Annotated in this window: 21 protein-coding genes and 1 other RNA gene; 12 read left to right on the top strand and 10 right to left on the bottom strand. The window is 76.7% G+C overall.

The window, feature by feature from the left end:
• The first annotated feature begins 10 nt into the window (after positions 1-10).
• The 3 genes from J3P29_RS13615 to J3P29_RS13605 all read left to right on the top strand — a co-directional run bounded on the left by J3P29_RS13615 (position 11) and on the right by J3P29_RS13605 (position 4533).
• On the top strand, positions 11-2098 hold the full coding sequence (locus tag J3P29_RS13615) for an RNB domain-containing ribonuclease (protein WP_246851926.1): 2088 nt from the start codon (positions 11-13) through the stop codon (positions 2096-2098).
• A gap of 53 nt (positions 2099-2151) precedes the next feature.
• On the top strand, positions 2152-2628 hold the full coding sequence (gene smpB, locus J3P29_RS13610) for an SsrA-binding protein SmpB (RefSeq protein ID WP_210494027.1): 477 nt from the start codon (positions 2152-2154) through the stop codon (positions 2626-2628).
• A gap of 156 nt (positions 2629-2784) precedes the next feature.
• Positions 2785-4533 (top strand): prenyltransferase/squalene oxidase repeat-containing protein, encoded by a 1749-nt coding sequence (locus J3P29_RS13605; RefSeq protein ID WP_210494025.1) that lies wholly within the window; start codon positions 2785-2787, stop codon positions 4531-4533.
• Positions 4534-4618: 85 nt separating this feature from the next.
• On the opposite strand, the gene J3P29_RS13600 is transcribed toward J3P29_RS13605, so the two are convergent.
• Positions 4619-6439, bottom strand: coding sequence for a M3 family oligoendopeptidase (locus tag J3P29_RS13600; protein WP_210494024.1), 1821 nt, complete (start codon positions 6437-6439; stop codon positions 4619-4621).
• Positions 6440-6474: 35 nt separating this feature from the next.
• Between J3P29_RS13600 and J3P29_RS13595 the strand changes: the two genes are divergently transcribed.
• Both J3P29_RS13595 and J3P29_RS13590 read left to right on the top strand, forming a co-directional pair.
• Positions 6475-7059 (top strand): GNAT family N-acetyltransferase, encoded by a 585-nt coding sequence (locus J3P29_RS13595; protein WP_210494022.1) that lies wholly within the window; start codon positions 6475-6477, stop codon positions 7057-7059.
• An 8-nt stretch (positions 7060-7067) separates the two neighbouring features.
• Positions 7068-8231 carry an AI-2E family transporter gene (locus J3P29_RS13590; RefSeq protein ID WP_210494021.1) on the top strand — a complete coding sequence of 388 codons (1164 nt, stop codon included), beginning with the start codon at positions 7068-7070 and terminating at the stop codon, positions 8229-8231.
• A gap of 13 nt (positions 8232-8244) precedes the next feature.
• On the opposite strand, the gene J3P29_RS13585 is transcribed toward J3P29_RS13590, so the two are convergent.
• The gene (locus tag J3P29_RS13585; RefSeq protein ID WP_246851924.1) at positions 8245-8937 is read right to left on the bottom strand and encodes a TetR/AcrR family transcriptional regulator; all 693 of its coding nucleotides are present in this window, start codon (positions 8935-8937) and stop codon (positions 8245-8247) included.
• Positions 8938-9004: 67 nt separating this feature from the next.
• Positions 9005-10462 (bottom strand): MFS transporter, encoded by a 1458-nt coding sequence (locus tag J3P29_RS13580; RefSeq protein ID WP_246851923.1) that lies wholly within the window; start codon positions 10460-10462, stop codon positions 9005-9007.
• A gap of 202 nt (positions 10463-10664) precedes the next feature.
• Between J3P29_RS13580 and ssrA the strand changes: the two genes are divergently transcribed.
• Together ssrA and J3P29_RS13570 are read left to right on the top strand one after the other, a co-directional pair.
• Positions 10665-11034: a transfer-messenger RNA gene (ssrA, locus tag J3P29_RS13575) on the top strand.
• 122 nt (positions 11035-11156) lie between these two features.
• Entirely contained in the window at positions 11157-12077 is a 921-nt protein-coding gene (locus tag J3P29_RS13570; protein ID WP_210494019.1) for an NADP-dependent oxidoreductase, read from the top strand.
• Positions 12078-12084: 7 nt separating this feature from the next.
• Here J3P29_RS13570 and J3P29_RS20820 read toward each other — a convergent pair whose 3' ends face one another.
• Positions 12085-13584 carry an acetyl-CoA acetyltransferase gene (locus J3P29_RS20820; RefSeq protein ID WP_210494017.1) on the bottom strand — a complete coding sequence of 500 codons (1500 nt, stop codon included), beginning with the start codon at positions 13582-13584 and terminating at the stop codon, positions 12085-12087.
• A 70-nt stretch (positions 13585-13654) separates the two neighbouring features.
• Positions 13655-15211, bottom strand: coding sequence for a hypothetical protein (locus J3P29_RS13560; protein ID WP_210494016.1), 1557 nt, complete (start codon positions 15209-15211; stop codon positions 13655-13657).
• A 206-nt stretch (positions 15212-15417) separates the two neighbouring features.
• Here J3P29_RS13560 and J3P29_RS13555 point away from each other — a divergent pair, with 206 nt between their 5' ends.
• From J3P29_RS13555 to J3P29_RS13545, 3 genes are all read left to right on the top strand, one after another.
• Positions 15418-16920, top strand: a complete 1503-nt coding sequence (locus tag J3P29_RS13555; protein WP_210494015.1) for an aldehyde dehydrogenase family protein — start codon at positions 15418-15420, stop codon at positions 16918-16920.
• A 157-nt stretch (positions 16921-17077) separates the two neighbouring features.
• Complete coding sequence (locus tag J3P29_RS13550; RefSeq protein WP_210494014.1) at positions 17078-18271, top strand: helix-turn-helix domain-containing protein; 1194 nt, start codon at positions 17078-17080, stop codon at positions 18269-18271.
• 90 nt (positions 18272-18361) lie between these two features.
• Positions 18362-19462 (top strand): transglycosylase family protein, encoded by a 1101-nt coding sequence (locus J3P29_RS13545; RefSeq protein WP_210494013.1) that lies wholly within the window; start codon positions 18362-18364, stop codon positions 19460-19462.
• A 152-nt stretch (positions 19463-19614) separates the two neighbouring features.
• Here the strand turns inward: J3P29_RS13545 and J3P29_RS13540 are convergent, their stop codons facing one another.
• Positions 19615-20562, bottom strand: coding sequence for an acyl-CoA desaturase (locus J3P29_RS13540; protein ID WP_246851922.1), 948 nt, complete (start codon positions 20560-20562; stop codon positions 19615-19617).
• Positions 20563-20701: 139 nt separating this feature from the next.
• Here J3P29_RS13540 and J3P29_RS13535 point away from each other — a divergent pair, with 139 nt between their 5' ends.
• Positions 20702-21139, top strand: coding sequence for a DCC1-like thiol-disulfide oxidoreductase family protein (locus tag J3P29_RS13535; RefSeq protein ID WP_210494011.1), 438 nt, complete (start codon positions 20702-20704; stop codon positions 21137-21139).
• On the opposite strand, the gene J3P29_RS13530 is transcribed toward J3P29_RS13535, so the two are convergent.
• Together J3P29_RS13530 and J3P29_RS13525 are read right to left on the bottom strand one after the other, a co-directional pair.
• Positions 21136-22134 carry a hypothetical protein gene (locus J3P29_RS13530; RefSeq protein ID WP_210494010.1) on the bottom strand — a complete coding sequence of 333 codons (999 nt, stop codon included), beginning with the start codon at positions 22132-22134 and terminating at the stop codon, positions 21136-21138. The genes J3P29_RS13535 and J3P29_RS13530 overlap by 4 nt on opposite strands.
• Positions 22135-22206: 72 nt before the next feature.
• Positions 22207-22908, bottom strand: a complete 702-nt coding sequence (locus J3P29_RS13525) for a hypothetical protein (protein WP_210494009.1) — start codon at positions 22906-22908, stop codon at positions 22207-22209.
• A 282-nt stretch (positions 22909-23190) separates the two neighbouring features.
• On the opposite strand from J3P29_RS13525, the gene J3P29_RS13520 reads away from it, so the two are divergent.
• Entirely contained in the window at positions 23191-24336 is a 1146-nt protein-coding gene (locus J3P29_RS13520) for an aldo/keto reductase (RefSeq protein WP_210494008.1), read from the top strand.
• A gap of 188 nt (positions 24337-24524) precedes the next feature.
• Here J3P29_RS13520 and rpsR read toward each other — a convergent pair whose 3' ends face one another.
• Both rpsR and J3P29_RS13510 read right to left on the bottom strand, forming a co-directional pair.
• Entirely contained in the window at positions 24525-24863 is a 339-nt protein-coding gene (rpsR, locus tag J3P29_RS13515; RefSeq protein ID WP_210494007.1) for a 30S ribosomal protein S18, read from the bottom strand.
• 77 nt (positions 24864-24940) lie between these two features.
• Positions 24941-25660, bottom strand: coding sequence for a metallophosphoesterase family protein (locus J3P29_RS13510; RefSeq protein ID WP_210494005.1), 720 nt, complete (start codon positions 25658-25660; stop codon positions 24941-24943).
• Between the last annotated feature and the right edge of the window lie 27 nt (positions 25661-25687).

Below are 25687 nucleotides of genomic sequence, written 5' to 3'. Positions count from 1 at the left end.
AGGGCCCGGGATGGCAGGCAAGGGCGGCAAGCGGAAGGGGCCGAAGGGCCGCGCGAAGGGGCGCGGCCCCGGGCCGAGCTCGAAGCGGCCGAAGGAGGCCCGCGCGCGCGGCGAGCGGCGCGCCGGGGCCGCGGCGGGCGGCCGGCCCGCCGGGCCCAACCGGGCCGCGCGCCGGGCGGCGAACCGCCGGGAGGAGCGCGCCGCGCCCGCCGGCCGCGGCCCGCGCGGCGCCGGCAGCGTCGAGCTGACGCGCAACGGCCAGCCCGTCCTGCCGCGCGACGTCTGGCGCGACGAGGGGCCCGGCGCGCCGGTCGTCGGCGTGCTCCGCCGCCGGGGCAAGCACTGGATCGCCGAGCCGCTCTTCGAGCGCGGCCGGCGGGTGACCGTCGAGCGCGGGGCGCGCGAGACGGGGGAGGGGCGGATCGCGCTGCTCGTCCCCGACGCCCGCGGCCGGCGGGCGCGCGGGCACAAGGTCCTGCGGGCCGTCGGCCGGCCGGACGTGGCGCGCGACGTGCTCGAGGCGCTGCTCCTCGACCGCGGGCTGCCGCGGCGGGTGCAGCGGTCCGTGGGCCTGGAGGCCGAGGCGGTTGCGTCCGCCCCCGTCGGCGAGGACGAGCGCGAGCGGCGCGACCTGCGCGAGCTGCCGACCTTCACGATCGATCCCGTCACCGCCCGCGACTTCGACGACGCGATCAGCGCCGAGGCGATCGACGGCGACCCGGAGCACTGCCGCGTGTGGGTCCACATCGCCGACGTGGCGGCCTACGTCCGGCCCGGCGGCGCGGTCGACGAGGACGCGCGGTGGCGCGGCACGAGCGTCTACGTCCCCGGCACCGTCGAGCCGATGCTGCCGCGGGCGCTGTCGAACGACGCGTGCTCGCTCGTCCCCGGCGTCGACCGCCTGGCGGTGACCGTCGAGATGGAGCTGCGGGGCGGCCGCGTGCTGCGGGCCAGCGTCGCCCGGTCGCTCATCCACTCCGACGCGCGGCTGACGTACGACCAGGTCGACCGGATCTTCGCCCGGGAGGAGCGCGCGGAGGACCCGTGGGCGACGCCGCTCGACGTCGCCCGCCGGGTCGCCCGCGCCCTGCAGGACCGGCGCGAGCGGACGACGAACGCGCTCGAGCTCGACACGGGCGAGCCGCAGTTCCGCTTCGACGACGACGGCCACGTCGACGGCATCGCGATCGAGCGGCAGACCGAGGCGCACCGGCTGATCGAGCACCTGATGGTCGGGGCGAACGAGCAGGTCGCCAAGCTCCTCGCGGACGCCGGCGTGCCCGCCCTGCACCGCGTGCACGGGCTGCCGCAGGTGTCGAGCGTGCAGCGCCTGGCCGACCAGCTGGCCAGCGTCGGCGTGACGAGCCCCGGCCTGGACGACGGCGCGAGCCCCGAGGACGCCGCCGCCCTCGTCGCCGAGCTCTCGCGCCGGGTCGACGCCCACGTCCGCGCGACGGGCCACGGCCGCGCGGGCCTGTCGTACCTCGTCCTGCGCGCCCTGCAGCAGGCGCGGTACGAGCCGAAGCCGCTCGGCCACGCGGGCCTGGGGCTGGAGCACTACTGCCACTTCACCTCGCCGATCCGGCGCTACCCCGACCTGGTGGCGCACCGCGCCATCCTGTCCCTCGTCGGCGGCGGCGAGGACGCCCCGGCAGGGTCCGGCAGCCGCCTGGAGGAGCTCGGGATCTGGTGCTCGGCCACGGAGCGCGAGGCGATGGGGATCGAGCGGACCGCCGACGCGATCGCGCGGGCCTTCCTGCTCGAGCGCACGCTCTTCGCGCACGGCTGGCAGCAGCGGTTCGAGGGCGAGGTCACCGGGATCACCGCCGGCGGGGCGTTCGTGCGCTTCGGCGGCGCGCACCTGGACGACGAGGCGTTCGAGGGCTTCCTGCCCGTCCGCCGGCTGGGCGGCGAGGACTGGTGGGACCTGAACGAGCTGGGCACCGTGCTGACCGCTTCGCGGTCGGGCGGCACGCTGCGGATCGGCGACCCGCTGTCCGTCGCCGTCGAGCGGGTCGACCCGGCGCGGGGCCGCGTGTCGCTCCTGCCCGCGGCCGACGCGGGGCGGCGCCGGGGCCGCCGCGCCGACGCGGGCTGAGCCGCCCCCGCCGCCGGGCGGCCGGGGCGGCGCGGCGATACGCTCGACGGTTCATGGCGAAGACCAAGAAGAAGCCGTCCGGAGGGGACTACGGCTACAACCGCCAGGCGCGCTTCCGCTACGAGCTGCTCGACCGGCTCGAGGTGGGCATCGTGCTGTCCGGCACCGAGGTCAAGTCGCTGCGCACGCACGGCGTCGCGATGGGGGACGCCTACGTCGACGTCCGCCGCGGCGAGCTCTGGCTGCAGAACCTGCGGATCGAGCCGTACGCGCCGGCGGCCATGAACAACCACCTGCCGGACCGCCCGCGCAAGCTGCTGGCGCACCGCCGCGAGATCGACCGGCTGCTGGGCCAGGCCAAGCAGGAGGGCCTGACGCTCGTGCCCACCCGGATCTACCCGAAGGACCGCCGGATCAAGGTCGAGATCGCCCTCGCGCGCGGCAAGAACGTCGCGGACAAGCGCGAGGACATCAAGCGCCGCGACCAGCAGCGCGAGATGCAGCGCGCGCTGCGCGAGTCGCGCCGCTAGACGGCCCCGAACGCTCGTCCGGCACGGCGAGTTCGGGCGCCCGAAGATGGTACCGTCGGGGCACCGTCGCCCCGCGGATCCGCCCGGTTCGCGGCGCGTCGTCCCCCCTCGATGCCCCGGTCGTCCGCCCCTCACCGCGTCCCCTTCGCGCGCCCCGTGGCGCGCTGGGCGACGGTCGCGGCGGCGGCCGCCGTCCTGGCGGGGGGCGGGGTCGCGGTGGTCGTCCCGTACGTCGTGCCCCCGGCGGCGACCGCGGCGTCGAGCCTGGACGCCACCGTCGGCTACCTGCAGCGGTCGCAGAACGCGGACGGCGGGTTCCCGGCCACGCGGGGCGGGGCGTCGGATCCGGCGACGACGGTCTGGGTGGCGCTGGCGCTCGCGTCGGTCAAGGCCCACCCCGAGGATCAGGTCCGCAAGGCCGGCGATCCGAGCGCCTGGCAGTACCTGAAGCGGCACGCCCGGGAGCTGACGCGCACGGACGATCTGAGCCGCCTGCTCATGGTCGTCGCGGCCATGGAGAAGCCGGCGGGGGCGGTGGGCTTCGATCTCGTCGCCCGCCTGCGCGAGCGCGTGCTCGAGGATGGCTCCCGGATGACCGGCGTCCCCGCCACGCCGGGGGGCTCGACGCCGGACGTCGAGGCGTCGGCGTGGGCCACGCTCGGCTTCGTCGCCGCCGGGAAGGCGGGCCTGCTCGATCAGGGCAACCCCTCCACGGCCATCGCCGGGTGGCTGAAGAGCGTGGAGGACCCGTCGGGAGGCTGGGCGCGCACCGTCAAGCCGCCGCCCGGGAGCGGCGCGCCGTCGGTGCCCAGCCGGGTCGACACGACGGCCCTCGTGCTGCAGGCGATGAAGGCGGCGAGCATCCCCACGGGTGGGGTCGGCGGCGCGAGCTTCCTCTTCCTGCGGGAGAAGCACAACGTGCAGGGCGCGTTCCCCGCGACGCCGGACGGCAAGCCGGACGCCTACGCCACCGCGCTGGTCGTGCAGGCGTACCGGGCCCAGGGCGTCGCGCCGAAGGACATCCTCGGCAACGGCCAGAACGGCGCGACGTGGCTCGTGGGCGATGCCCGGGCCCGCGACGGCAGCTACGGCGGGAGCGTCCTGCGGACCGCCCAGGTGACGCCCGGCGCCAACGCCGTGCCGTTCCCCCTGAGCGACGTCGACTGGCAGCGGACGGCGCCGGAGAAGGAGCGCCCCGAGCGCGACGACGAGAAGCCGAAGGACGACGGGCCCGCGAACGCGCCGACGTCGCCCGAGCCCGGCTCGTCCGCGCCGAGCGGCGACGTCGGCACCGAGTCGGGGTCGGGCAGCGGCAGCGAGGGCCTCGAGGGCGCGGCCCTCGGCAGTCAGGGCGACACCGCCGGCGCCGCGCCGTCGAGCACGTCGAGCGCCGAGGCATCGGGCCCCCGCGGCACCGGCGGCGACGCCGCCCAGCAGCAGGAGCAGCAGCAGAAGACGCAGACCGGGCCGACGCCCCCCGCCGACGGCGGGCAGGACGTGACCGGCACCGTCGTCGGCGGCGTGCAGGACGAGCAGGACGCCGCGGCGCCGGGCCTGAGGGCCGGCGGCGGGGGCGACGACGGCGGCGGCGACGGCGTGACGGCGGGCCTCGGCGGCGGCGTCCTGGTGATGGCGGCGCTCGGCGCGCTGCTCGAGGCGCGCCGTCCGCGGCGCGGGTCCGTGCTGGGCGAGGCGCCGGCGCTCGAGCTGGCCGGCGCCGCGCCGGCCGGCCCGGCGGCCGCGGCACCCGAGGCGGCGACGGCCCCCGCCGACGCCGCCGTGCCCGGCACCGCGCCGGCCGACGCGGCCACGGCGGCCGCCCCGGCCGTCCCCGGCGACGCGGCGCGGCCCGCCGACGCGCCGCACGGCGCGGGCGTGCGGGGGCCTAACCCGGCGGCCGGCTGAGCGGCGAGCGCGCGCCGGCGGCCGCGCCGCCGACCGGCGGGCACGGCGCGCGGACCGACCGCGACCGCGCGCCCCAGACCGGGGCTCAGGCCTCGGTGACCGCCCCGGCCGCCACCGCGGCGGCCTCGGCCTGCTCGAGCTGCTCGCGGACGAGCGCCAGGCCGCTGCGCCAGAAGCCCGGGTCGGTCAGGTCCAGGCCGGCGATGGCGACGAGGTCCTCGGGCGACTTCGACCCGCCGGCCGACAGCAGCTCGAGGTAGCGCGGCGCGAACCCGGCGCCCTCCTCGCGGTAGCGGCCGTAGACCGAGAGCGCCATGAGCTGGCCGTACGCGTACGCGTAGACGTAGCCGGGCGTGCCGATGAAGTGCGGCACGTAGGACCACCAGGAGCGGTAGCCCTCGGTGATCTCGACGGCGTCGCCGAGCATGGCGGCCTGCGAGGCGTGCCAGAGCTCGCCGAAGCGGTCGACGGACAGCTCGCCCTCGGTGCGGCGCGCGGTGTGGACCGCGTCCTCGAAGCGGTTCATCGCCGTCTGGCGGAAGATCGTCGCGATCGAGCCCTCGATCTGCTCTGCGAGCAGGCCCAGGCGCGCCTGCGGCTCGGTCGTCTCGTTCAGCAGCCGGTCGAAGACGAGCGTCTCGCCGAAGACCGACGCCGTCTCGGCGAGCGTCAGCGGGGTCGTCTGCTCGAACGGGCCGCGGTCGCGGGCCAGGTAGGCGTGGATGCCGTGGCCCAGCTCGTGCGCCAGCGTCAGGACGTCGCGGCGGCGGCTCGTCCAGTTCAGCAGCACGTACGGGTGGTGCGAGGGGACCGTGTAGGAGCAGAAGGCGCCGCCGCGCTTGCCGGGGCGCACCGGCGCGTCGATCCAGCCCTGATCCACGAACGTGCGGGCGACGTCGGCCATCTCGGGCGCGAACGACTCGAAGCTCGTGTAGACGAGGTCGGTCGACTCGGCCCACGAGAACTCGCGCTCGTCCGCGGACGACACGGACGCCATGCGGTCGTAGTCGGCCAGGCGGTCGACGCCGAGGATGCGGGCCTTCAGCCGGTACCAGCGCTGCGGCACGTCGTAGGCCTCCTGCACGGCGTCGACGAGCGCCTGCACGGAGGCGTCGCTCGCCTCGTTGGCCAGGTTGCGCGACGCGATCCAGGTGGGGAAGCGGCGCAGGCGGTCCTCGACGGCCTTGTCCTGGAGCAGCGTGTTGAAGATGAACGCGCGGGTGCGGAGCCCCGGCTGGAGCGCCTTCGTGACGGCCTGGGCGACGGTGCGGCGGGTCTCCCGGTCCGGGTTCGTCAGCTGGGAGAGCGCGACGTCCAGCGGCACGGGACCGTCGCCGTCGGCCTTCGTCGTGCTCAGGTCGACCTCGATGACCGACGTCAGCTCGTCGAACAGGCGGTCCCACGCGCCCCGGCTCGAGGACGCCTTCTCCGCGAGGATCCGCTCCTCCGGCTCCGACAGCATGTGCGGCTTCTCGCGCCGCACCGTCCGCAGGTAGTGCTGGACCTTCTCCAGGCCGGGGGCCCGCAGGAGCTCGTCGGCGCGCTCGTCGCCGAGGGCGGTCCACTCGAGCTCGAAGAACAGGAGCTTCGTCTGGATCGCGGTGCCGCGCTCCTCCACGAGCGCCAGGAGGGCGCCGTGCTCGGGCTTCGTCGTGTCCTCGGCGAACTTCAGCGAGGCGTAGGAGCCGGCGCGGCCGACGAGGTCCGACAGCTCGACGAGCTCGCCGACGGCGGCCGCCAGGCCGGCCCCGCTCAGCTCGGCGACCTTGCCCTGGTACGCGCGGGCGAACTCGTCGGCCTGCGTCTGGGCCTCGTCCAGCAGGCGCCGGACGCCGTCGGCGCCCTCGCCGTGGACGAGCGTCTCCAGGTCCCAGGCGACGTCGGTGTGCTCCGCGCTCGTGCTCATGTCGCAAGCCTACGGGGTGCCGTAGCGTGCCCGGCGTGGATCCCGGGACGGCACCGCGCGAGCTGCGGACGGCGCGCCTGCTGCTGCGCGGCTGGCGGGCGGACGACGCGGCGGCGTTCGCCGCGCTGAACGCCGACCCCGAGGTCATGCGGCACATCGCCACCGGCCCGCTGGACCGGCGGGCGAGCGAGGACCTGCGCGCCCGCCTGCAGCACGAGTGGGAGCGCGCCGGCCACGGCCTGTGGGCGCTCGAGCGGCGCGACGACGGGGCCCTGCTCGGCTTCTGCGGGCTCGCGGTCCCCGGCTTCGCCCGCGGGCTCGCCGCGGGGACGGTCGAGGTCGGATGGCGGCTGCGCCGCGACGCCTGGGGCCACGGGTACGCCACCGAGGCGTCCCGCGCCGCGCTGCGCGTGGCGTGGGCGGACCTGGGGCGCGACCACGTGGTCTCGCTCGTCCACCCCGACAACGCGCGCTCGCTCGCCGTCTGCGAGCGGCTCGGCATGCGGGTGGTGGGGCGCACCACGCACGTCCGGACGGGCTGGCCGCTGCTCGTCCTGCGCGCCGACCGGCCCCGGCCGGAGGCGCCGCCGCGCCGTGCCGCGGCGGGCGACCCGCCATGATGCCCGTCATGCCACCGAAGGAGTCGGGCCAGCGCGTGTCGCTCGACGGGCTCAGCCTGGTCGCGCTCCGCATCGGCATCGTGGGGGTCGTCGGCTACGGGCTGCTGCTCGTCTGGAGCCGCCTGTCGTTCATCCTGCTGCCGTTCTTCATCGCGGTGCTGCTCTCGGCGCTGCTGACCCCGGTGGCGACGTTCCTGCACGCCCGTCTCCGCGTGCCGCGGGTGCCGGCGGCGATCCTGACGGTCCTGCTGACGATCGGCCTGATCGGCGGGCTGCTCACGCTCGTCACGCCGGACATCGTCAAGCAGGCGGAGGACCTGGTCTCGCAGGTCGAGGACGGCGTGCAGCAGCTGCCCGACGTGCTGCACGACCTGGGGCTGAAGGACTCCGACATCCAGCGCTTCACCGAGCAGGCGACGAAGAAGGCCGAGGACTCGCTCGGCGACATCGGCGGCCAGCTGAGCACCGGCGTCATCACCGCCGCGCAGGGCGTGATGAGCGTCGCCGCGAGCATCTTCCTGTCGCTGATGATGCTCATCTACCTGCTCGTCGACGGCACCGGCTTCTGGCGCGGCGTGCTGCGCTTCGCGCCGGCCGAGCGCCGCCGCTCCTGGCACGAGGGCGGCCAGCGGGCGTGGACGGCGGTGCAGCAGTACACGCGCAGCCAGGTGACGGTGGCGGTCATCGACGGCGTCGGCGTCGGACTGGGGCTGACGATCCTCGACATCCCGCTCGCCGTGCCGCTCGGCGTGCTGACCTTCGTCCTCGCCTTCATCCCGTACGTCGGCGCGATCGTCGCCGGGCTGGCGTCGATGCTCGTCGCGCTGTCGACGAACGGCGTCGAGGGCGCGCTCGGCGCCCTCGTCGTGGCGCTCATCGTCCAGCAGGTCGAGGGCAACATCCTGTACCCGCTGCTCATCGGCCGCTCGGTGCGCCTGCACCCGATCACGGTGCTCCTGGGCGTCGGGGCGGGGTCGGCCCTGCTGGGGATCACCGGGGCGTTCCTGGCCACGCCGGTCATCGCCGCGGTCTCCGCGGGCGCCGGCTGGCTCGAGGAGGACGAGGCGCTCGCGGGCCCGACGCCCGAGGAGATCGCCCCGCCCGAGGACGACCCGCTGGGCAGCCCGTCGGACGCGGTCGACCCGGACGAGCGGAAGGAGCCGCCGGTCTAGCGCCGGCGCGCCGTCAGCGCAGAGTCGTCCGCGCGGCGCGCAGCGTCTCGCGGCTCTCGTCCGCGCCGGAGAAGCCCCGGGGCAGGGCGCTGCCGCCGGGCCGCAGCGCGTCGAGGGCCAGCAGCATCATCCGGTCCCACAGCTCGCGCCGGCCGCCGTGCCCGACGGGCGGCAGCACCCGGCCGATGCCGATGAAGACGACCTTCACGTCGTCCGCGGTGACGTCGTCGCGGACGACGCCGGCGGCCTGGCCGCGGCGCAGCGCCTCGGCGATCAGCTCCTCGATGCGGGCCTGGCAGCCCAGCACCTCGGGGTCGTCGGCGACCGCGCCGACGGACTGGCCCAGCACCCGGTCGCGGGACAGGTGCTCCGCCGCCGCGCCGAAGAGCGCCGCGACGGCGTCCTCGGCCGACGCGGCCGCGAGCGTCTCGCGGAGGATCGCCTCGTAGCGCTCCAGGTTCGCGACCGCGACGGCGGCGGCGAGCTGCTCCTTCGTCGGGAAGTTGCGGTAGACGGTGCCCTTCCCGACGCCGGCGCGCCGGGCGATCTCGGGGACCGGGGCGTCGAGCCCGCGCTCGCCGAAGACCTCCGTCGCCGCCTCGACGACGCGGCGACGGTTGCGCACCGCGTCGGAGCGCTGTGGGCGCCCGCCGTCGCCGCCCGCGGACGGGCGCCGCGGGGCGGGGACGGGGGGACGGTCGCTCATGCGCGCCATCGTACGGCCCCGGAGGGCGGCGCATCGCCACCCCGCAGGGGGCGGCGGCGGGCCGGGGTCAGCGGCCTGCGGCGCCGGCGGCCTCGCGGGCGGCGGTCCGGCGGTCGCCGCGGGCGGCCATGCGGGGCACGAGCGCGGCCACGACGCCGGCGACCAAGGTCACCCCGGCCAGCATCGCGAAGGCGTCGGTGTAGCCGCCGTCCGTGGGCAGGGGGCTGCCGGCGATCGCGCTGCCGGTCAGGACGGTCACCACGAGCTGCGAGCCGAGGGACGAGCCGACGGAGCGCATGACGGTGTTGAAGCCCGTCGCCTCGCCGGTGCGCGCCGCCGAGACCGCGTCGACGATCAGGTTCGGCATGGCGGCGAAGGCCAGGCCGATGCCGACGGAGGAGACCGCGAAGCCGACGATGATCAGGCCGATCGAGCCGTGCAGCTCGGCGAGCATGAGCAGGCCGGCGGCCGACAGCGCGCCGCCGATCGCGAGCGGGACGTGGCTGCCCACCTTGGCGCCCATCCGGCCCGACAGCGGGGCGGCGAACATCGAGATCAGGCCGCCGGGGACCATCACCAGGCCGGACGTCGTCGCGTCCAGGCCGAACCCGTAGCCCGTGGCCTCGGGCGACTGCAGCAGCTGCGGCAGGACGACGAACGAGCCGAACATGCCGAAGCCGACGAGGACCGTCGCCAGGTTGGTGAAGAGGACGGCCGGCCGGCGCAGCGTCGGCACGTGGGCGATCGGCTCCGCGGTGCGCGACTGCAGCAGCACCCACGCCGCGAGGATCGCCAGGCCGCCGAGGATCATCCCGACGACGCGCGCCGAGCCCCAGCCCCAGTCGTTGGCCTTGGAGATCGCGAGCAGCGGGATCACGATGCCGACGCCGAAGACGAGGGCGCCGCGCACGTCGACCTTGCCCGGCACGCGGACGGGAGACTCGGGGACGGCCAGGTACGCGCCCGCGGTGCCGGCGACGCCCAGGATGGCGCCGACCCAGAAGATCCAGTGGTAGCTGGCGTGGTCCAGGAGCAGGCCGCCGAGCACCAGGCCGAGGGTGCCGCCGACGGAGAGGACGGCGGAGATCGCGCCGATGCCGACCGCCACCTTCTCGCTCGGCAGCTCGTCGCGGGCGATCGCGAAGCAGAGGGGGAAGATCCCGCCGCCGACGCCCTGCAGCACGCGGCCGGAGACGACGACGCCGAGCGAGGAGCCGATCGCCGAGACGGCCGAGCCGACGGTGAACGCGGCGAGGGCGACGATGAGCATGCGGCGCTTGCCGAACATGTCGCCCAGGCGGCCGACGACGGGCGTGAAGACCGCGGCCGAGAGGAGGTAGGCCGTGATCGTCCAGGTCGCGCCGCTCGCGTCCGTGCCCAGCTCGCGCTGGAGCGTCGTGAGGGCGGGGACGACCATGGTCTGCGCGAGCGCGAACGCGAGCGCGCAGAGGCTCAGGATCGACAGGATGCGCGCCGGGTGGTGCAGCTGGCGCTCGGGATCGGGGTGCGGCGGGTCGAGGTGCATGGAGGGGCCTTCGGGAAGAAGCGGACCTGAGGGTCCGTATTTCGGTGCGACGGCGACCGTACGACTCCGCAAGCGGACCGTCAAGTCCGCTTACGCCGCGTGTGCGGCGTCTCACGGCCGCCCGGGCGGGGGAGGGTCTTCTCGGCCGGGCGTCGGCGCGCTAGACTGGACATCCGTCCTCGACCAGGGGGCGGGCACTCTCGGGGGCGACAGGCTTCGACGCGGTCGGTTCGCGGGAGTGGTTGCGAGTCGAGGTGCCGGAGGCCTCGTAAAACCCCGGCACAACACACACATGCGGACTCTCACGAGTACGCCCTCGCCGCCTAGCAACCACTAGCGCCGTGAGGTATCGGCCCCCGCTCGCCGGTGGTGGGGATCGCCGGTATCACTTCAGCCGGATCACCCGGTGCGGACGCCCTCGTCGCACCGGGGACACCTTCTAGGAGGGCTGGCGCTCCCGACGTGGGTCGACGGAACCGACGGAGCGTGAGACCCAGAAACGCCGACTACGCTCGTAGACGCCGCTCCTTGCGCGGTCGCGGACGCGGGTTCAACTCCCGCCGTCTCCACCTCCACGACGAAGGCCCGCCCATCGGCGGGCCTTCGCCGTTCCGGGGCCAGCGCGTCCCCCGCCCGGGGGTGGGCGGCGTCCGCGCACGCCGTCGACGCGGTCGCGCCCGGTAGCGTCGCCGCCATGAGCCAGGCGGTCCGCTTCTCCCGGTACGGCGATCCCGACGTCCTCGAGGTCGTCGACGTCCCCGATCCGCAGCCGGGCCCGGGCCAGGTGCGGCTGCGCGTGCAGGCCGCGGCGGTCAACCCGTTCGACGCGAAGATGCGCTCCGGCGTGTTCGCCTCGGGCGACCTGGAGGCCCCGCGCGGGCTCGGCGTCGACGTCGCCGGCGTCGTCGACGCGCTCGGCGAGGGCGTCACCGAGCTGGCGGTCGGCGACGAGGTGCTGGGCGCCGCGGCCGGCGGCGGCTACGCCGAGCTGGCGCTGGCCCGCCCGAAGTCGCTCGTGCGCCGCCCGGCCGGGGTGCCGTGGGAGGTCGCCGCCGGCGCCGGCACCGTCGCGCGCACCGCGTACCGCACGCTCGAGCTGCTCGGCGTCGGCGCGGGGGAGACCGTCCTGGTCCTCGGCGCCGCCGGCGGGGTCGGCTCGGCCGCCGTCCAGCTGGCGGTCGCCCGGGGGGCCGCGGTCGTCGGCGTCGCCGCCGAGGACCGTCAGGACGACGTCCGTGGGCTCGGCGCGACCCCGGTCGTGCGCGGCGAGGGCTGGGAGGAGCGCGTGCGCGCCGCCGCCCCGGGCGGGATCGACGCGGTGATCGACGCGTCCGGGCACGGCGAGCTGGGCGGCGCGGTCGCCCTGGCCGGCGGGCCCGACCGGGTCGTGACCGTGGCGGCCGACGACGCGGCCGACCACGGCGTCCGCTTCAGCGCCGGCGACGGCGACATCGACAGCATCCCCGGGCTCGAGACGTTCGTCGCGGGGCTCGCCGACGGCACGATGCGCCTGCCGGTGCGCGCCACGTTCCCGCTCGCCGCGGCCGCCGACGCCCACCGCGAGCTCGAGGCGGGCCGCGGCCGCGGCAAGATCGTCCTCCTGCCGGGCCGCTGAGGCGCCGCTAGAGCGCGAACCCGCCGGCGCCGTCCAGCTCGACGGCGCCGCCGATCGCGGTCCCGGCGAGCAGGCGCTCCAGATCCGCGCCGTCCGACGACCGCGCGAACGCCCGTCGGCCCGCATCGTCCGTCGCCACCACGGTCCCGAGCGCCGGCGTGCCGTCGCGCTCGTACGCCGCGGTGTACGACTCGACGGTCCAGGTGCCCGCCGCCTGCGGGACGATCTCGCGCCGGGGGCCGGCGTCGACCGTGGCCTGCACGTCGTGGTGCGCGTACGGGCGGGCCGGCGGCGTGGCCGAGAGGAGCGCCAGGCCGTGCTTGGTCAGGTACCAGCCGACGGCGCTCGACAGCGCGAGCTCGTCCGGCCGCTCGCGCGCCTGCTCGACCAGCGTCGCGAGCGCATGCGTGACGTAGTCGTTCGCGGGGCCGCCGAAGAACGACAGCCCGCCGGTGACCGTCAGCGGCCGCGCCGGGTCGTCCACGCGCAGGCCCAGCTCGCGCGCGCCGACCTGCACCGCGCACGGGAAGCACGAGTACAGGTCGACCAGGGCGACGTCGTCCGCGTCGATCCCGGCGTGCCCGAAGAGCGCGCGGCCGCCCGCGGCGATCGCGGGGGAGCGGTCCAGGCGCTCCCGCTCGCCGACGAACCAGTGGTCGCTCGCTCCCGCGGTGCCGTGCAGGAACACCCAGCGGTCGCGCGGGATCCCCGCCGCCTCGGCCGCCCCGGCCGACGTGACCAGCAGCATCGCGGCCTGGTCGACGGCGATGTTCGCGTTCATCGCCCGGGTGTACGGGTCGCTGATCAGGCGGTTGCCGCCCGCCGGGGTCGCGATCTCCTCCGCGGTCATCGGGGTCCGCGACCAGCCCTGCGGGTGCTCCGCCGCGATCGCGCTGTAGCGGGCCCACCAGCCGCCGATCCAGTCCCGCTGCTCCTGCGGCGTGCGGCCCGCGGCGTGGCGCAGCGCGTGCTCGACGACGGGGTAGACGTTGACGGGCATCATCAGGCCCGCCGCGAGCTCGGCGTCGTGCGACGGCGGCCGGTCGGTGCCGACGACGCGCGTGGGGGTCGTGCCCTCGGGCTGGGTGGGCCAGTCGGGCTGCGGCCCGCCCAGCGCCGCGGCGCGCATCGCGGTGCCGACCTCGCCGCCGCCGAGCAGGACGACCTCGCGCTCGCCGGCCGCGATCCGCGTGGCGGCGTCGGCGAGCAAGGCGATCGGGCCGTTGCCGCCGATGACCGTGCGCACCGTCTCGGCGGGCCGCAGCCCCAGCTCCGCGGCGAGCAGCGCGCCCGGGTCGGGGACGGGCCACGAGAAGACGTCGACGATCGCCACGCCGTCCGCGCGCCGCAGGAGCGCGTCGCCGCCCGGGCCGGCGTCCCCGGCCGCGCGCCGCGCGGCCTCGGCCATCAGGTCCAGCGGGGACGGGGCGGCGCTGCCGTCGTCGGGGCGGTGCACGGTCTGGCCGACGCCGACGACGACGGGGGTCCGGGGATCGAGGCTGCTCACGCGCGACATCATGCCGACCGGAAGCGAGAGGTGCCACCTCCTACTTCGGCCGTGAGGGGGACGCGGGCCGTCAGCCGCCCGCGGCGACCGCGCCCGGCCCGGCGCGCAGGCCCAGGCGCCGGCGCAGCGCGGCGATCCGCCCCGCGGCCGCGCCGCGTCGGGGGTCGCCCGGCGGCAGCGCCCGCACGAGCGCCTCGGCCGCGCGCAGGTCGCCGGCGCCGTGGGGCGTCGCGCACCAGGCGGCGAGCGCCTCGGCGTCCCCGGCCTCGAGCACCGCGCCGCGCAGCTCGGCGTGCAGCTCGTCGGCGATCTCCCGCACCCCCGGCGCGACGCTGTCCGGCAGCAGCGGCCCGCGGTACGCGCCGACCGCCCCGGCCAGGTCGCCCGCCTGCAGGCGCCGGCGGGCCTCGAGCAGGTCGCAGGAGACCCCGTCCGCCAGGCGGTACGGGCGCGTCAGCACGACGCCGGGCAGCCGCGACCGCAGCCGCGAGCAGGCCGCGCGGGCGGTGCCGGCGTGCGCGTCGTCCCCGTGCAGCAGGACCGCCAGGCGCTCGGCGGACAGGCCCTCGGGGTGGCGGGCCAGGAGGGCGAGCACCTCGGCGTGGCCGCGCGAGAGCGGCTGCGCGCCGTCCCGTCGGCGAGCCAGGGGGCTCGCCGTCCCCAGCAGCTCGAGGTGCACGGACGGCCGGGGCCGTCGCGACGGGGCGTCCGCGTAGACGAGGAATCCGTCGGCGCCCGCCGGCTCGGCGTGCCCCATCCGCCCGTCCGGCAGCCGCACGGGGCCGCCCTCGGGCCCGGGGGCGGGCAGGCGCCAGCGCCCGTCCGTCGTGCCGGTCGTCGCACCGCCCCCGGCCAGGGGGACGACCCGGCCCACCGGGCTGAGGGCCAGGGCGGGACGCGGGGCGCCGGCCGGCCGCTGCCGCACCCGCGCGAGCAGCCGGGCGTCGCGCCGGTCGGCCTCGGCGCGCAGCATGCTCTCGACGGCGCGCGTGGTGGCGACGAGGAACGGGAGCGTCCGCGGGTCCACGGTGCGCAGGTCGGCCGTCGCGTCCAGGACGCCGAGCACCTCGCCCGTCTCGGGACAGTGGATGGGGGAGGCCGAGCACGTCCAGCCGTGGACCGCGGGACGGAAGTGCTCCGCCGAGAAGATCTGGACGGCGTGGTCCTCGACGAGCGCCGTGCCGACGGCGTTCGTCCCCGCCGCGCGCTCGCTCCAGTCCGTGCCGGGCTCGAAGGCCATCTCGCCCCCGGCGCGCTCGACCGCCTCCTCGGCGCCGTCGACCCACAGCAGCACGCCGCCGCCGTCCGACAGCGCGAACACGTGCGGGGCGCTCGCGCTCAGGTCGCGCACCAGGCGCGCGACCACGGGGCGGGCGCGCGTGAGGGGATGGGAGGAGCGCCGCGCCTCGAGCGCGTCGCCGGCCACGGCGCGCCGCCCGGCGACGGCGGGGTCGACGCCGGCCGCCGCGGACCGCTGCCACGAGCGGCCCACGACCGGGCGCACGGCGTCGTCGACGCGCCGACCGCTGCGCGCGGTCTCGTTCAGCCGCGCCAGCAGGAGGGCGTGACGGACGGGATCGGCCGCGGCGTCCGACGCGGCCCATGGATCGACGGTGCGGCTTCGCATGGGCTCCTGCCGCGGATCGTACGCCCGCGCGCGGGCGTACGGGGCCTTTTCCCGCGCGTGCGCGCCGTCACACACCCGGACGGTCGAAGTTGGCGCGTTGCCGCTCGTCGAATGCAACGCGGCGGCAACGGGGGCGGGCGTACGGTGCGCCCCATCACACCCCCGCGGCCGTCGGCCGCGGCCCACCCGAAGGACACGGAGACACCATGGCCACCACCAGCGTCACCCCCGCCCAGCACGCCGGCGCGTTCCTGCAGGGCCCGAAGAAGCTGCTCATCGACGGCGAGTGGGTCGACGCCGCGTCGGGCCGCACGTTCGAGACGGTCGACCCCGGCACGGGCGAGGTGCTCGCGACGGTGGCCGAGGGCGACGCGGAGGACATCGACCGCGCCGTGAAGGCCGCGCGCCGCGCCTTCGAGGACGGCCCGTGGTCGCGGATCAGCCCCTCCGAGCGCGGCCGCATCGTCCACCGCATCGGCGACCTGATCGCCGAGCACGCCGAGGAGCTCGCCGAGCTGGAGACGCTCGACAACGGCAAGCCGAAGGCCGTGGCGCTCGGCGCCGACGTCGCCCTCGCCGCCGACCTCTTCTGGTACATGGCCGGCTGGGCCACGAAGCTCAAGGGCGGCACGATCACGCCGTCCGTCCCGTACCTGCCGGGCGACAGCGAGTTCCACGCCTACACGCTGCGCGAGCCGCTCGGCGTCGTCGGCCAGGTCATCCCGTGGAACTTCCCGCTGCTCATGGCCGCGTGGAAGCTCGGCCCGGCCCTCGCGACCGGCAACACCGTCGTCCTGAAGCCCGCCGAGCAGACGCCGCTGTCGGCCCTGCGCCTGGGCGAGCTCATGCTCGAGGCCGGCGTGCCCGCCGGCGTCGTCAACGTCGTCCCCGGCTACGGCGAGACGGCCGGCGCGCGCCTGGCCGAGCACCCCGACGTCGACAAGATCGCGTTCACCGGCTCCACCGAGGTCGGCAAGATCATCGCCCGCGCCGCGACGGGCAACCTCAAGCGCGTCACGCTCGAGCTCGGCGGCAAGTCCCCGAACATCGTCTTCGACGACGCCGACGTCGACGCCGCGATCGCCGGCGCCGCGCAGGGCATCTTCTTCAACCAGGGCGAGGTCTGCTCCGCCGGCTCGCGCCTGTACGTCCAGGAGTCGCAGTTCGACCGCGTCGTCGAGGGCATCTCGAGCGCCGCGCAGAGCATCAAGGTCGGCCACGGCATGGAGGCCGACACCGACATGGGGCCGCTCGTCTCGCAGGAGCAGTTCGACCGCGTGACGCACTTCCTGCGGCTGGGCGCCGAGGAGGGCGCGCAGCACGTGACCGGCGGCCAGGCGATCGACCGGCCCGGCTACTTCGTGCAGCCGACCGTCATCACCGGCGCCGACGCCCAGCACGCGATCGTCCGCGAGGAGGTCTTCGGGCCCGTCATCGCCGCGATGCCGTTCTCCGACGTCGACGACCTCGCCCGTCAGGCCAACGACTCGCACTACGGTCTGGCGGCCGGCATCTGGACGCGCGACATCTCGAAGGCGCACCGCCTGGCCAAGCGCATCAAGGCGGGCACCGTCCACATCAACACGTACCACGTGTTCGGCGCCGAGCTGCCGTTCGGCGGCTACAAGCAGAGCGGCTGGGGCCGCGAGATGGGCGAGGAGGTGCTGAGCAACTACCTCGAGACGAAGTCCGTCATCGTCGGCCTGTAGGCCCCGGCCGCCGCGCCGCTCCGGCGCGGCCCGCGGGCCGGCCCCCGCGGCCGGCGCGCCGCCGTACGCAGGACGTGATGAAGGCCCGGCCGCGCGACGCCCCCTCGTCGCCGCCGCCGGGCCCGACGTCATCAGGGCACGCGTAGAATCGCGCCGGATGGCGGACGACCCCCTCCCCGCGCAGGCCGACGCCCGTCATCGCATCGCCGCGCTCCCGCCCGAGCTCGGCCCCGTGCTGCGCGGCACCCTCCCGGACGTCGCCCGCGAGATCCTCGTCGCGATCCGGGACGAGGTGCCGACCTACCGCCGCCCGTTCGAGGGCGCCTTCGGCCACGCCGTCCGCCAGGGCGTCGAGGTGGCGCTCGGCGAGTTCGTCAGCCTGCTCGAGGACCCCGCGCACCCGGCGGGCGAGACCCGCGTCTACGAGGAGCTCGGCCGCGGCGAGGTCCGCTCCGGCCGCACCCTCGACGCGCTGCAGTCCGCGTACCGGACCGGCGCCCGCGTGGCCTGGCGCCGCTTCGCCGACACCGCCCACGAGCACGGCGCCGATCCCGCCACCCTCATCCGCCTGGGCGACGCCATCTTCGCCTACATCCACCGGCTCGCCGGGCTGTCCGTCACCGGCTGGGCGCACGAGCAGTCCCTCCGCGCCGGCGCCACCCAGCGGCTGCGCGACACGCTGGTCCGGCTGGTCACCGGCCCGCGCCCCCCGAGCCCCGAGGACCTGGCGGCGGCCGCCGCCGAGCTGGGCTGGCGGCCGCCGCGCGCCGTCGCGGTGCTCGTGGCTCCCGGCGCCGACGGCCCCGGCGACCTGCTGCGGATCGACCCCGGCATCGTCGCCGCCGGCGCCGACGGCGGGGCCGTCGGCATCGTGCCCGCGCCCGCCGTGGCCGAGCGCGCCGCCGACGCGTTGGCCGGCCGCGGCGCCGTCCTCGGGCCCACCGTGCCGTGGGAGGACGTCGCCCGCTCCTGGCGCCGCGCGCGCACGCTCGCCGGGCTCGTCGCCGAAGGGCGCGTCGCCGCGCCGGCCGACGGCACGCTGCGCGCCGCCGCGCACCTGCCCGCCATCGTCGTGCACGGCGACGGCGAGGCCGCGGACGAGCTCGCCGACGCCGTCCTCGCGCCGCTCGACGCGCTGGCCGCCGGCCGCCGCGAGCGCCACCTCGAAACGATCCGCGCCTGGCTCGACCACCGCGGTCACGGACCCCGCATGGCCGAGGCGCTGCACCTGCACCCGCAGACCGTCCGCTACCGCGTCGCCCGCGTCCGGGAGACGCTCGCCGTCGACCTGGACGACCCCGATGCGCGCTTCGCGCTCGAGCTCGCCCTGCGGCGGCGCGGCGCCCGCTGACCGCACGATGGCCTGCAGCGCTCGCCGGGGCGGCGCCGCCCGGCTAGCGTCGCCTGTCGCGCCGGACTGCCGTCGACGGCGCGCCACACCATGCTCGTTCCCTTCGCCCTCCGGGGCCGCACCGGCGTGCTCGCCGGCGGCCTCGTCCTCGCGCTGCTCCTGCTCGTCCTCGCCCCGCTGCCGGCGCCCGGCGCGCCGAGCTCGTCCGCCCTGCGCGGCGAGATCGCCCGCCAGCGCGACCGCGAGTCGCGCCTGCGGTCGACCGCCGACCGCCTGGGCGCCCTCGAGGCGTCCGCGTCCCGCGCCGTCGCGGTCGCGAGCCGGCGGCTCGCCGAGGTGCAGGCGCAGTACGACGCCGCGCGGGCGAGGCTCGCGTCCACGACGACGGACCTGCGCCGGACCCGCGCGCGCCTCGTCCGCCTGCGCCGCGAGCTCGACCGCGGCCGCGACGTCCTCGCCCGCGTGCTGCGCACCCGCTACACCGCCGACCCGCCGGGCGTCGTCGAGGTCGTGATGAGCTCCGACGGCTTCTCCGACCTGCTCGAGCGGGTCGACTTCCTGCGCCGCGTCCAGACGCACGACTCGAGCGTCGTCGACGCCGTGCGCGGCGCCCGCAACGAGGCCGCCGGCGACGAGCGGCGCCTGACGGCCCTCCGCCGCAGCCAGGCGCGCCAGGCCGAGATGCTGACGCGCCAGCGCGACGCCATGGCGCAGATGCAGGCGGGGCTGGAGCAGCGCCGCGCCGCCGTGGCCCAGGCGCACCGCGCCCGCCTGGCGGCCCTGTCGAACGCCCGCGCCCGCCGCCAGGGCGCGGAGCGCACCCTCGCGCGGCTCGAGGCCGCGCAGGCCCGCGCCGCCCGGCAGTACGCCGCCCGCGCCGCCAGCACCCGCGCCGCGAGCGGCAAGGGCGGGGGCGGCGCCGCGGCCACGGCCGCGCCGTCCGGCGGCTGGGCGATCCCGTGGCCGATCGTGCAGTGCGAGTCCGGCGGCCAGAACGTCCCGCCGAACTCCGTGGGCGCCTCCGGCTACTACCAGTTCATGCCGCAGACCTGGCGCGCCCTCGGCGGCTCCACGCCGAACGCGTACCAGGCGCCGAAGGCCGAGCAGGACCGCCTGGCCGCGAAGCTGTGGGCCGGCGGCGCCGGGGCGGGGAATTGGGACTGCGCCGCCATGGTAGGCATCACGGGCTGAGGCGTCGCGCGGCGGCGCAGTCCCGCGCTGCCCGCCCACCCCGCCGCCATGGTGGGCATCACGGGCTAGGGCGCCGGGGCGGCGCAGCCCCGAAACGACGCGCGCCCGGACGAGCCGGGCGCGCGGTGCTGCGAAGTGGGGGAGGGGCGGGGTCAGTCGGCGGCGACCGGCTGGGCGGCCGGGGCGCCGAGGCGCTTGGCGTCCTGCCGCTCGCGGCTGATGTAGACCGGCTTGTGCATCAGGCCCGCCTTCACGAACGCCTTGATGACGAGCGCGGACAGGTCGATCTCGTACCAGCGCATGCCGTGCGAGGCCGAGCGCGGGAACGCGTGGTGGTTGTGGTGCCAGGACTCGCCGAGCGAGAGGATCGCCAGCACCGGGTTGTTGCGCGAGTGGTCGTCGACGTCGAAGCGGCGGTAGCCCGAGAAGTGGCAGATCGAGTTGACGCTCCAGGTCACGTGGTGGATGAAGAACACCCGGACGAGGCCGGCCCACACGAAGGTCTGGAAGGCGCCGCCGATCGAGCCGTGGTACAGCCAGCCCGCGACGAACGGGATCGCGAGCGAGATCAGCGCGATGTACGGGAACGCCTTCGAGATGCGGACCAGGCCCTTGTCGCGCAGCAGGTCCGGGGTGTGCTTGCGCGGCCAGCCGCGCTCGATCTCCGTCGACCAGAGCCAGCCGACGTGGGCGTGCCACAGGCCGCGCAGGCCCTCGCCACCGCCGACGTGCGGGGAGTGCGGATCGCCCTCCTTGTCGGTGTGCGCGTGGTGCTTGCGGTGATCGGCGGCCCAGATCAGCGCCGGACCCTCGATCGCGGTGGAGCCCGCGATCACGAACGCGTAGCGCACCCACGGCTTCGCCTGGATCGCGCCGTGCGTGAGCAGGCGGTGGTAGCCGATCGTCACGCCGAACGCGCTGATCAGGTACAGGCCGACCGTCAGGCCGATGTCGAACCACGTCACGGCGCTGTTCCACAGCAGGACGATGGCGACGAGCACGCCGATGAACGGGATCGCGACGGCCGCGATGTTCATGTAGCGGGTGCCCTTGGACATGGTGATGTGCGGGCGATCGGGCGCCGCTGCTGCTCCGGACATGCGCTCATGGTATGAGGACGACCGGGGCGATTCGGCCGCTCACGGCGAGAACGTGACCCGCGTTATTCATCACGATCTGAGCAGTTCCCTGCCGGGGGCGGGCAACGCCGGAGCGGTCCCGCCCGCGTAGGCTGCACGCATGGACCCGGCGCCGGCGCTCCTCTTCTACGACCGCGACTGCCGGTTCTGCGTCTGGGGCGTCGTCGGCCTCGCGCGCCGCTCCCGCCCGGGGGCGCTCGCGCTCGCGACGCTGCAGGGGCCGCTCGGCGACGCGCATCTGGGCCACCTGCCCCGCGACGCGCGCGAGGCGAGCTGGCACCTGTGGGACGGCGAGCGCCTGCGCTCCGAGGCCGACGTGCTGGACGGGCTGGCGCCGCGGATCGCCACGCCGGCGCTGCGCCTGGCGCTGCAGGCCGCCCGCCTGGCGCCCCGCCCGCTCGCGTCGGCGGCCTACCGCTGCCTGGCCGCGCGCCGGGTCGCGGCCTCGCGCCTCGTGCCCGGGGCGTGGAAGGCCCGCGCCCGCGGCACCCTCCCGGCGCTCTCCGCGCCGGGCGACGATGGGCCGCGCGGCGCCTAGAAGACGACGAACTCGCGCGCCAGCGGGCTGAGGCGCGTCTCGAAGAGGAGGGCCAGCAGCCCCTGCTCGAACTCCTTCGCCAGCCCCCGCACCTCGCGGAACAGCCGGTCCTCCGCCGCCTGCGCCCGCGTCATGGCGGTCAGCCGCGCGCGGACGTCCCCGTCGTCGAGCATCCCGATCCAGCGGTCGTAGGCGCCGAGCGCGCGGACGCCCTCGTCCACCGCCTCGTAGCGCAGGAAGGCGTCCGCCAGCCGGTCGGTCGGCGGGGCCTGCAGCGCGTCGAGCAGGAACGGCCGCTGCTCCTCGCGGCGGTGCAGCTGGCACAGCAGGACCGGGATCAGCCCGCCGGCGAAGAGCATCTTGCGGTTCAGGCGCAGCTTGGCGTTGCGCATGCCCCACTTCGCCTCCTCGGCCCGCGCCTTGCCGGCGAAGTCGACGCAGATCGTCCGCCAGTAGCGGATCAGGTCGTTCAGCAGGAACCGCGGCGGCCGGTAGTCCTTCGCCTGGCCGGCGAGGTAGCCGTCGACGACCCGCTCGAGCGCGCCGCGGTACGCCTCGCGGCCGACGACCGGGACGGACTCGAGCGCGAGCAGCATCCGCTGGGTCAGGTTGGCGTTGGAGTCGTCCTCCAGCCCGATGTTGCCGACCATCGGCCCGACGAACACCTGCTGGCCGAAGACGCCCTGCGTGCCCGGCTTGGCCTCGCCGGCCCCGATCACGTCGCCCAGGCGCTCGAGCGCGGGGCGGGCGTCGGGGCGCGGGTCGCCGCCGACGAGGACGAGGAAGTCGTCGTCCGACCCGGAGGTGCGCTCGCGGCGGCCCCACGACCCCATGAGCACGATCGACGCGTCCGGATCGCGCGGGACGTCCCGCAGCGACGCGCGCATCGTCTCCAGGTCGCGATCCGTGCGCGCGCGGGCGGCGCGCAGGTGGGGGAAGCCGCTGCGGGCGTGGCCGGCGAGCAGCTCGAGCGCGCCCTGCGGGGTGTCCGTCACGGCGCGAACGCTACCGGCGCGGCGCGGCGGCGCACCGTCCGCAACGCCGCTGCCGCACGGGACCGCCGTCGGTCAGCGCCGCGGCAGGTCCGCCTCGAGGATCCACGGCACGTCCCGGCAGCGCGCCAGGATCGGCGCGAACGCCTCCTCGTCCGCCGCGGTCAGCGGCACGTGGTGGCAGCCCGCGTCCACGGACGACACGTGCAGGTGCCGCAGCCGCTCCCCGAACGCGTCGAGCAGCTCGTGGGCCTCGCCCAGCGTCGGATCGATCGACCCGGCGTGGGGGACGTCCAGGCAGAAGCCGGCGTCGGGGAGCGCCGCGAAGTACGCCTCGAGCTCGTCCGCCGTGCGTCCGCCGTGCTTGCGGGCGTCCATGTTCTCGAGCACGAGCAGCCGGCCGAGGGCCGCGTAGGGCGCAGGGTCCTCGATCGTGTCCGGGTGGACGACGACGGCGTCGACCGCGGCGGGCAGCGCGAGCAGCCGGGCCACGAGCTCGTCCTCGGGCAGCTGGCGGTGCTTCGTCGGCGCGTGCACGGAGAGGAAGCGGAACGGCAGCTCGCGGCTGGTGCCGGCGAGCCACTCGCACAGGCCGAGGAACTCGGGCTCGGAGAGCGCGGCGAGCTCGACCGCCAGCGTCGAGACGTCCAGCGCGCGCCGGACGAGCAGGTCCCACTGGCCGCGCAGCTCGACGAGGTGCCCGGTCGACGTGCCCAGCGGGTGATGGGCCGTCAGCGACGCGCCGGGGCGTCCGTCCACGAGCACGGAGGGGGCCATGGGGTCGACGGTAGGCCCCGCCCCGGACGGGTCGCAGGAAGCCCTGCAAACGGCCTCGTCGGCCGACCCGGGGGCGTCCGCGACGGAACGCCGGAGGGGGCGGATGGGGGTGCGCCGGTCGGTCACGGGGGCTGGCAAGGGTGGCACATCCGGACGGCCGGCGAGCCGTCCGCCGGCCCCGCGCGGACGGACCGCCGAGCGCGTCGCCGCGGGCGTCGCGGGGACCGCCGCGGACCCGTTCGGGAGGGCGCGCGGCGACGCCCGGCGGCGTAGGCTCCGGGCATGGTGGATCTCGGACACGCGGCCCTCGGCGCCTGGAGCGGCGGCCGGTTCATGCACTTCGGGAAGCAGCTGTCGGAGGACGAGCTCGTGGCCCTGCTGCGGCCGGACGAGCGCCTGCGCACCGTCGTCACCGCCGACGTCTACGGGCAGGGCGAGGCCGACCGCGTCGTCGGCCGGGCGATCGCGGACGTGCCGCGCCGCGACGTGCGGCTGGTCGGCACCGTCGGCCACGACTTCTACGACGGCGAGCGCCGCGGCGCGAAGGGCTTCCCGCGGTTCACCGACCCGGCGCTGCGGGGCCCCGACGCCTACGCGGACTACCTGCGCGCCGCGACGGAGCGCTCGCTCGAGCGCTGCGGGACGGACCGCTTCGACCTGCTCATGCTCCACAACCCGGACCGCATCGGGTACACGTCCGAGGTCGTCTGGGACGCGATGGCGGCGCTGCGGGACGAGGGCCTGGCCGACGCGATCGGCGTGGCCCCGGGCCCCGCGAACGGCTTCACGCTCGACATCCTGGCGTGCCTGGAGCGGTTCGGCGACCGCATCGACTGGGCCATGCTCATCCTGGGGCCGCTCGAGCCGTGGCCGAGCGGCCTGGTGCTGCCCGCGTGCGAGGAGCACGAGGTGCAGGTGCTCGCGCGGGTCGTCGACTACGGCGGCATCTTCTGGGGCGACCTGCGGACGGACACCCCGATGGGCGACCACGACCACCGGCGCTTCCGGCCCGACGGCTGGATCCAGCGGGGGCTCTCCGTGGTGGACGAGGTCGCGGCGATCGGCGCCCGCCACGGGCTGACGCCGCTCCAGACGGCCGCGCAGTGGACCCTCGCCCAGCCCGCCGTCTCCTGCGTCGTGCCGACGCTGATCCAGGAGATGGAGGGCAGCGCGAGCACGTCGCCGGTGCCCGTCGCGAAGAAGCGCGCGCAGCTCGCGGCCGTCGCGGGCGAGCGGCGCCTGACGCCGGCCGAGCTGGACCGGATCACCCAGATCGGCGACAACACCGGGTCGATGGCGCTGAAGGGCGCGTCGCCGGTCTTCGCGGGCGACGAGCAGCCCGACGCCTGGTCGATCGGCGACCTGCAGGCGCAGGCGGCGCGGCGCTGGGGGATCGACCCCGACCGCCAGCTCGTGCAGACGGTCTGAGGGCGAGGCCCCGCCGGGCCGGCCGCGCGGCCCGGGGAGGCGGCCCGGCCCCGGCGTGGCGGCCCGTCCGGCGGCCGGCGCGGCCGCGCCGGGGCGTGCGACGTCCCCCGGAACGCGAACGAGCCCGGCGGGGCCGGGCTCGTGGCGCAGCCGGCGTCCGGGGACGACGGCGGGGGGAGGGGTGCGACCTAGCGGTCGTCGCGGCGGCCGCGGCCACCGCGCTCGGGGCGCTCCTCGCCCCGGTCCTCGCGGCCCGGCATGGCGATCATGCGGGGGTGCGGGTAGGGCAGCAGGGCCAGCTCGCGGGCCTGCTTGACGGCACGCGCGGCGTGGGCCTGATCGCGAGCGGTGAGGCCGGTGGCGCGACGCGACCGGATCTTGCCCTTCTCCGTGACCAGCGCGCGCAGCGCGTCGACGTGCAGGTGGTCGATCTGGGCGACCTGCTCCTTGGTGAGCTTGGGCGTACGGCGCGGGCCGCCCTTCGGGGACCGCCTGCCGCGGCTAGGTTTGCTGGAGGGTCGAGCCATAGACCGGGGATGATGGCACAGGCGTCGCCCCGGGTGCGGCGTGGTCGCGGGCCGCGCCGGGCCGGCGACGGGCCGCGTCAGTCGAGGGCGGGCTGGGGGGCGGGGACGCCCGTCGGGTACGTCGTGGCGACCTGGCGTGCCCATTCGGCGTCGCCCCAGCGGGCGAGCTGCGCCTCGACGGTGCGCGCGGTGTCGTACGCGACGCGGCGCAGCTCGACGGTGCCGTCGTCCGCGAGCAGGGCGTACGCGGCGCGCGGGTCCCCGTCGAACGGCAGCCCGACGCTGCCGGGGTTGACGACGGTCGTGGTGCCGCCGTCCGGGCGCACGACGTCGCGGCGCATCTGCAGGTGCGTGTGGCCGGCGACGAGCAGCGCGGGGGTGCGGCCCCGCAGCAGGGCGGCCTCGTCGTCCTGCGGCTCGGGCAGGAAGCCGGCGGTGTCGCCCGCCGGCGAGCCGTGCCACGCCTCGCCGCCCGGGAGCGGCTGCCAGAGCGGCAGGCCGTAGAGCTCGCGCACGGTCTCGGGGCCGAGGGCCTCGCGGGTGGCGGCGACGCCGCCCTGCGCGAGCGGCATCGGCGGCACGTCGTCGCCCTCGACGGCCCAGCGCTCGTGGTTGCCGCGCAGCCAGCGGGCGTCCGGCAGGTCGCGCAGCGCGGCGAGCGTCTCCTCGGGCCACGGGCCGAACGCGCTGACGTCGCCGCCGACGAGCCAGCGGTCCGCGCCGGCGGCGCGGGCGTCCTCCACGACGCGCTCGAGCGCGGCCAGGTTGCCGTGCACGTCGAAGAGGAGCGCGATCACGGGGGCACCGTACCGCGTGAAGAACCG

Origin of the sequence: Patulibacter sp. SYSU D01012 (genome assembly GCF_017916475.1) — a bacterium.
Taxonomy (GTDB): domain Bacteria; phylum Actinomycetota; class Thermoleophilia; order Solirubrobacterales; family Solirubrobacteraceae; genus Patulibacter.
Note: the sequence above shows the minus strand (reverse complement) of the source record. Positions and strands in the feature narration are given on the sequence as shown.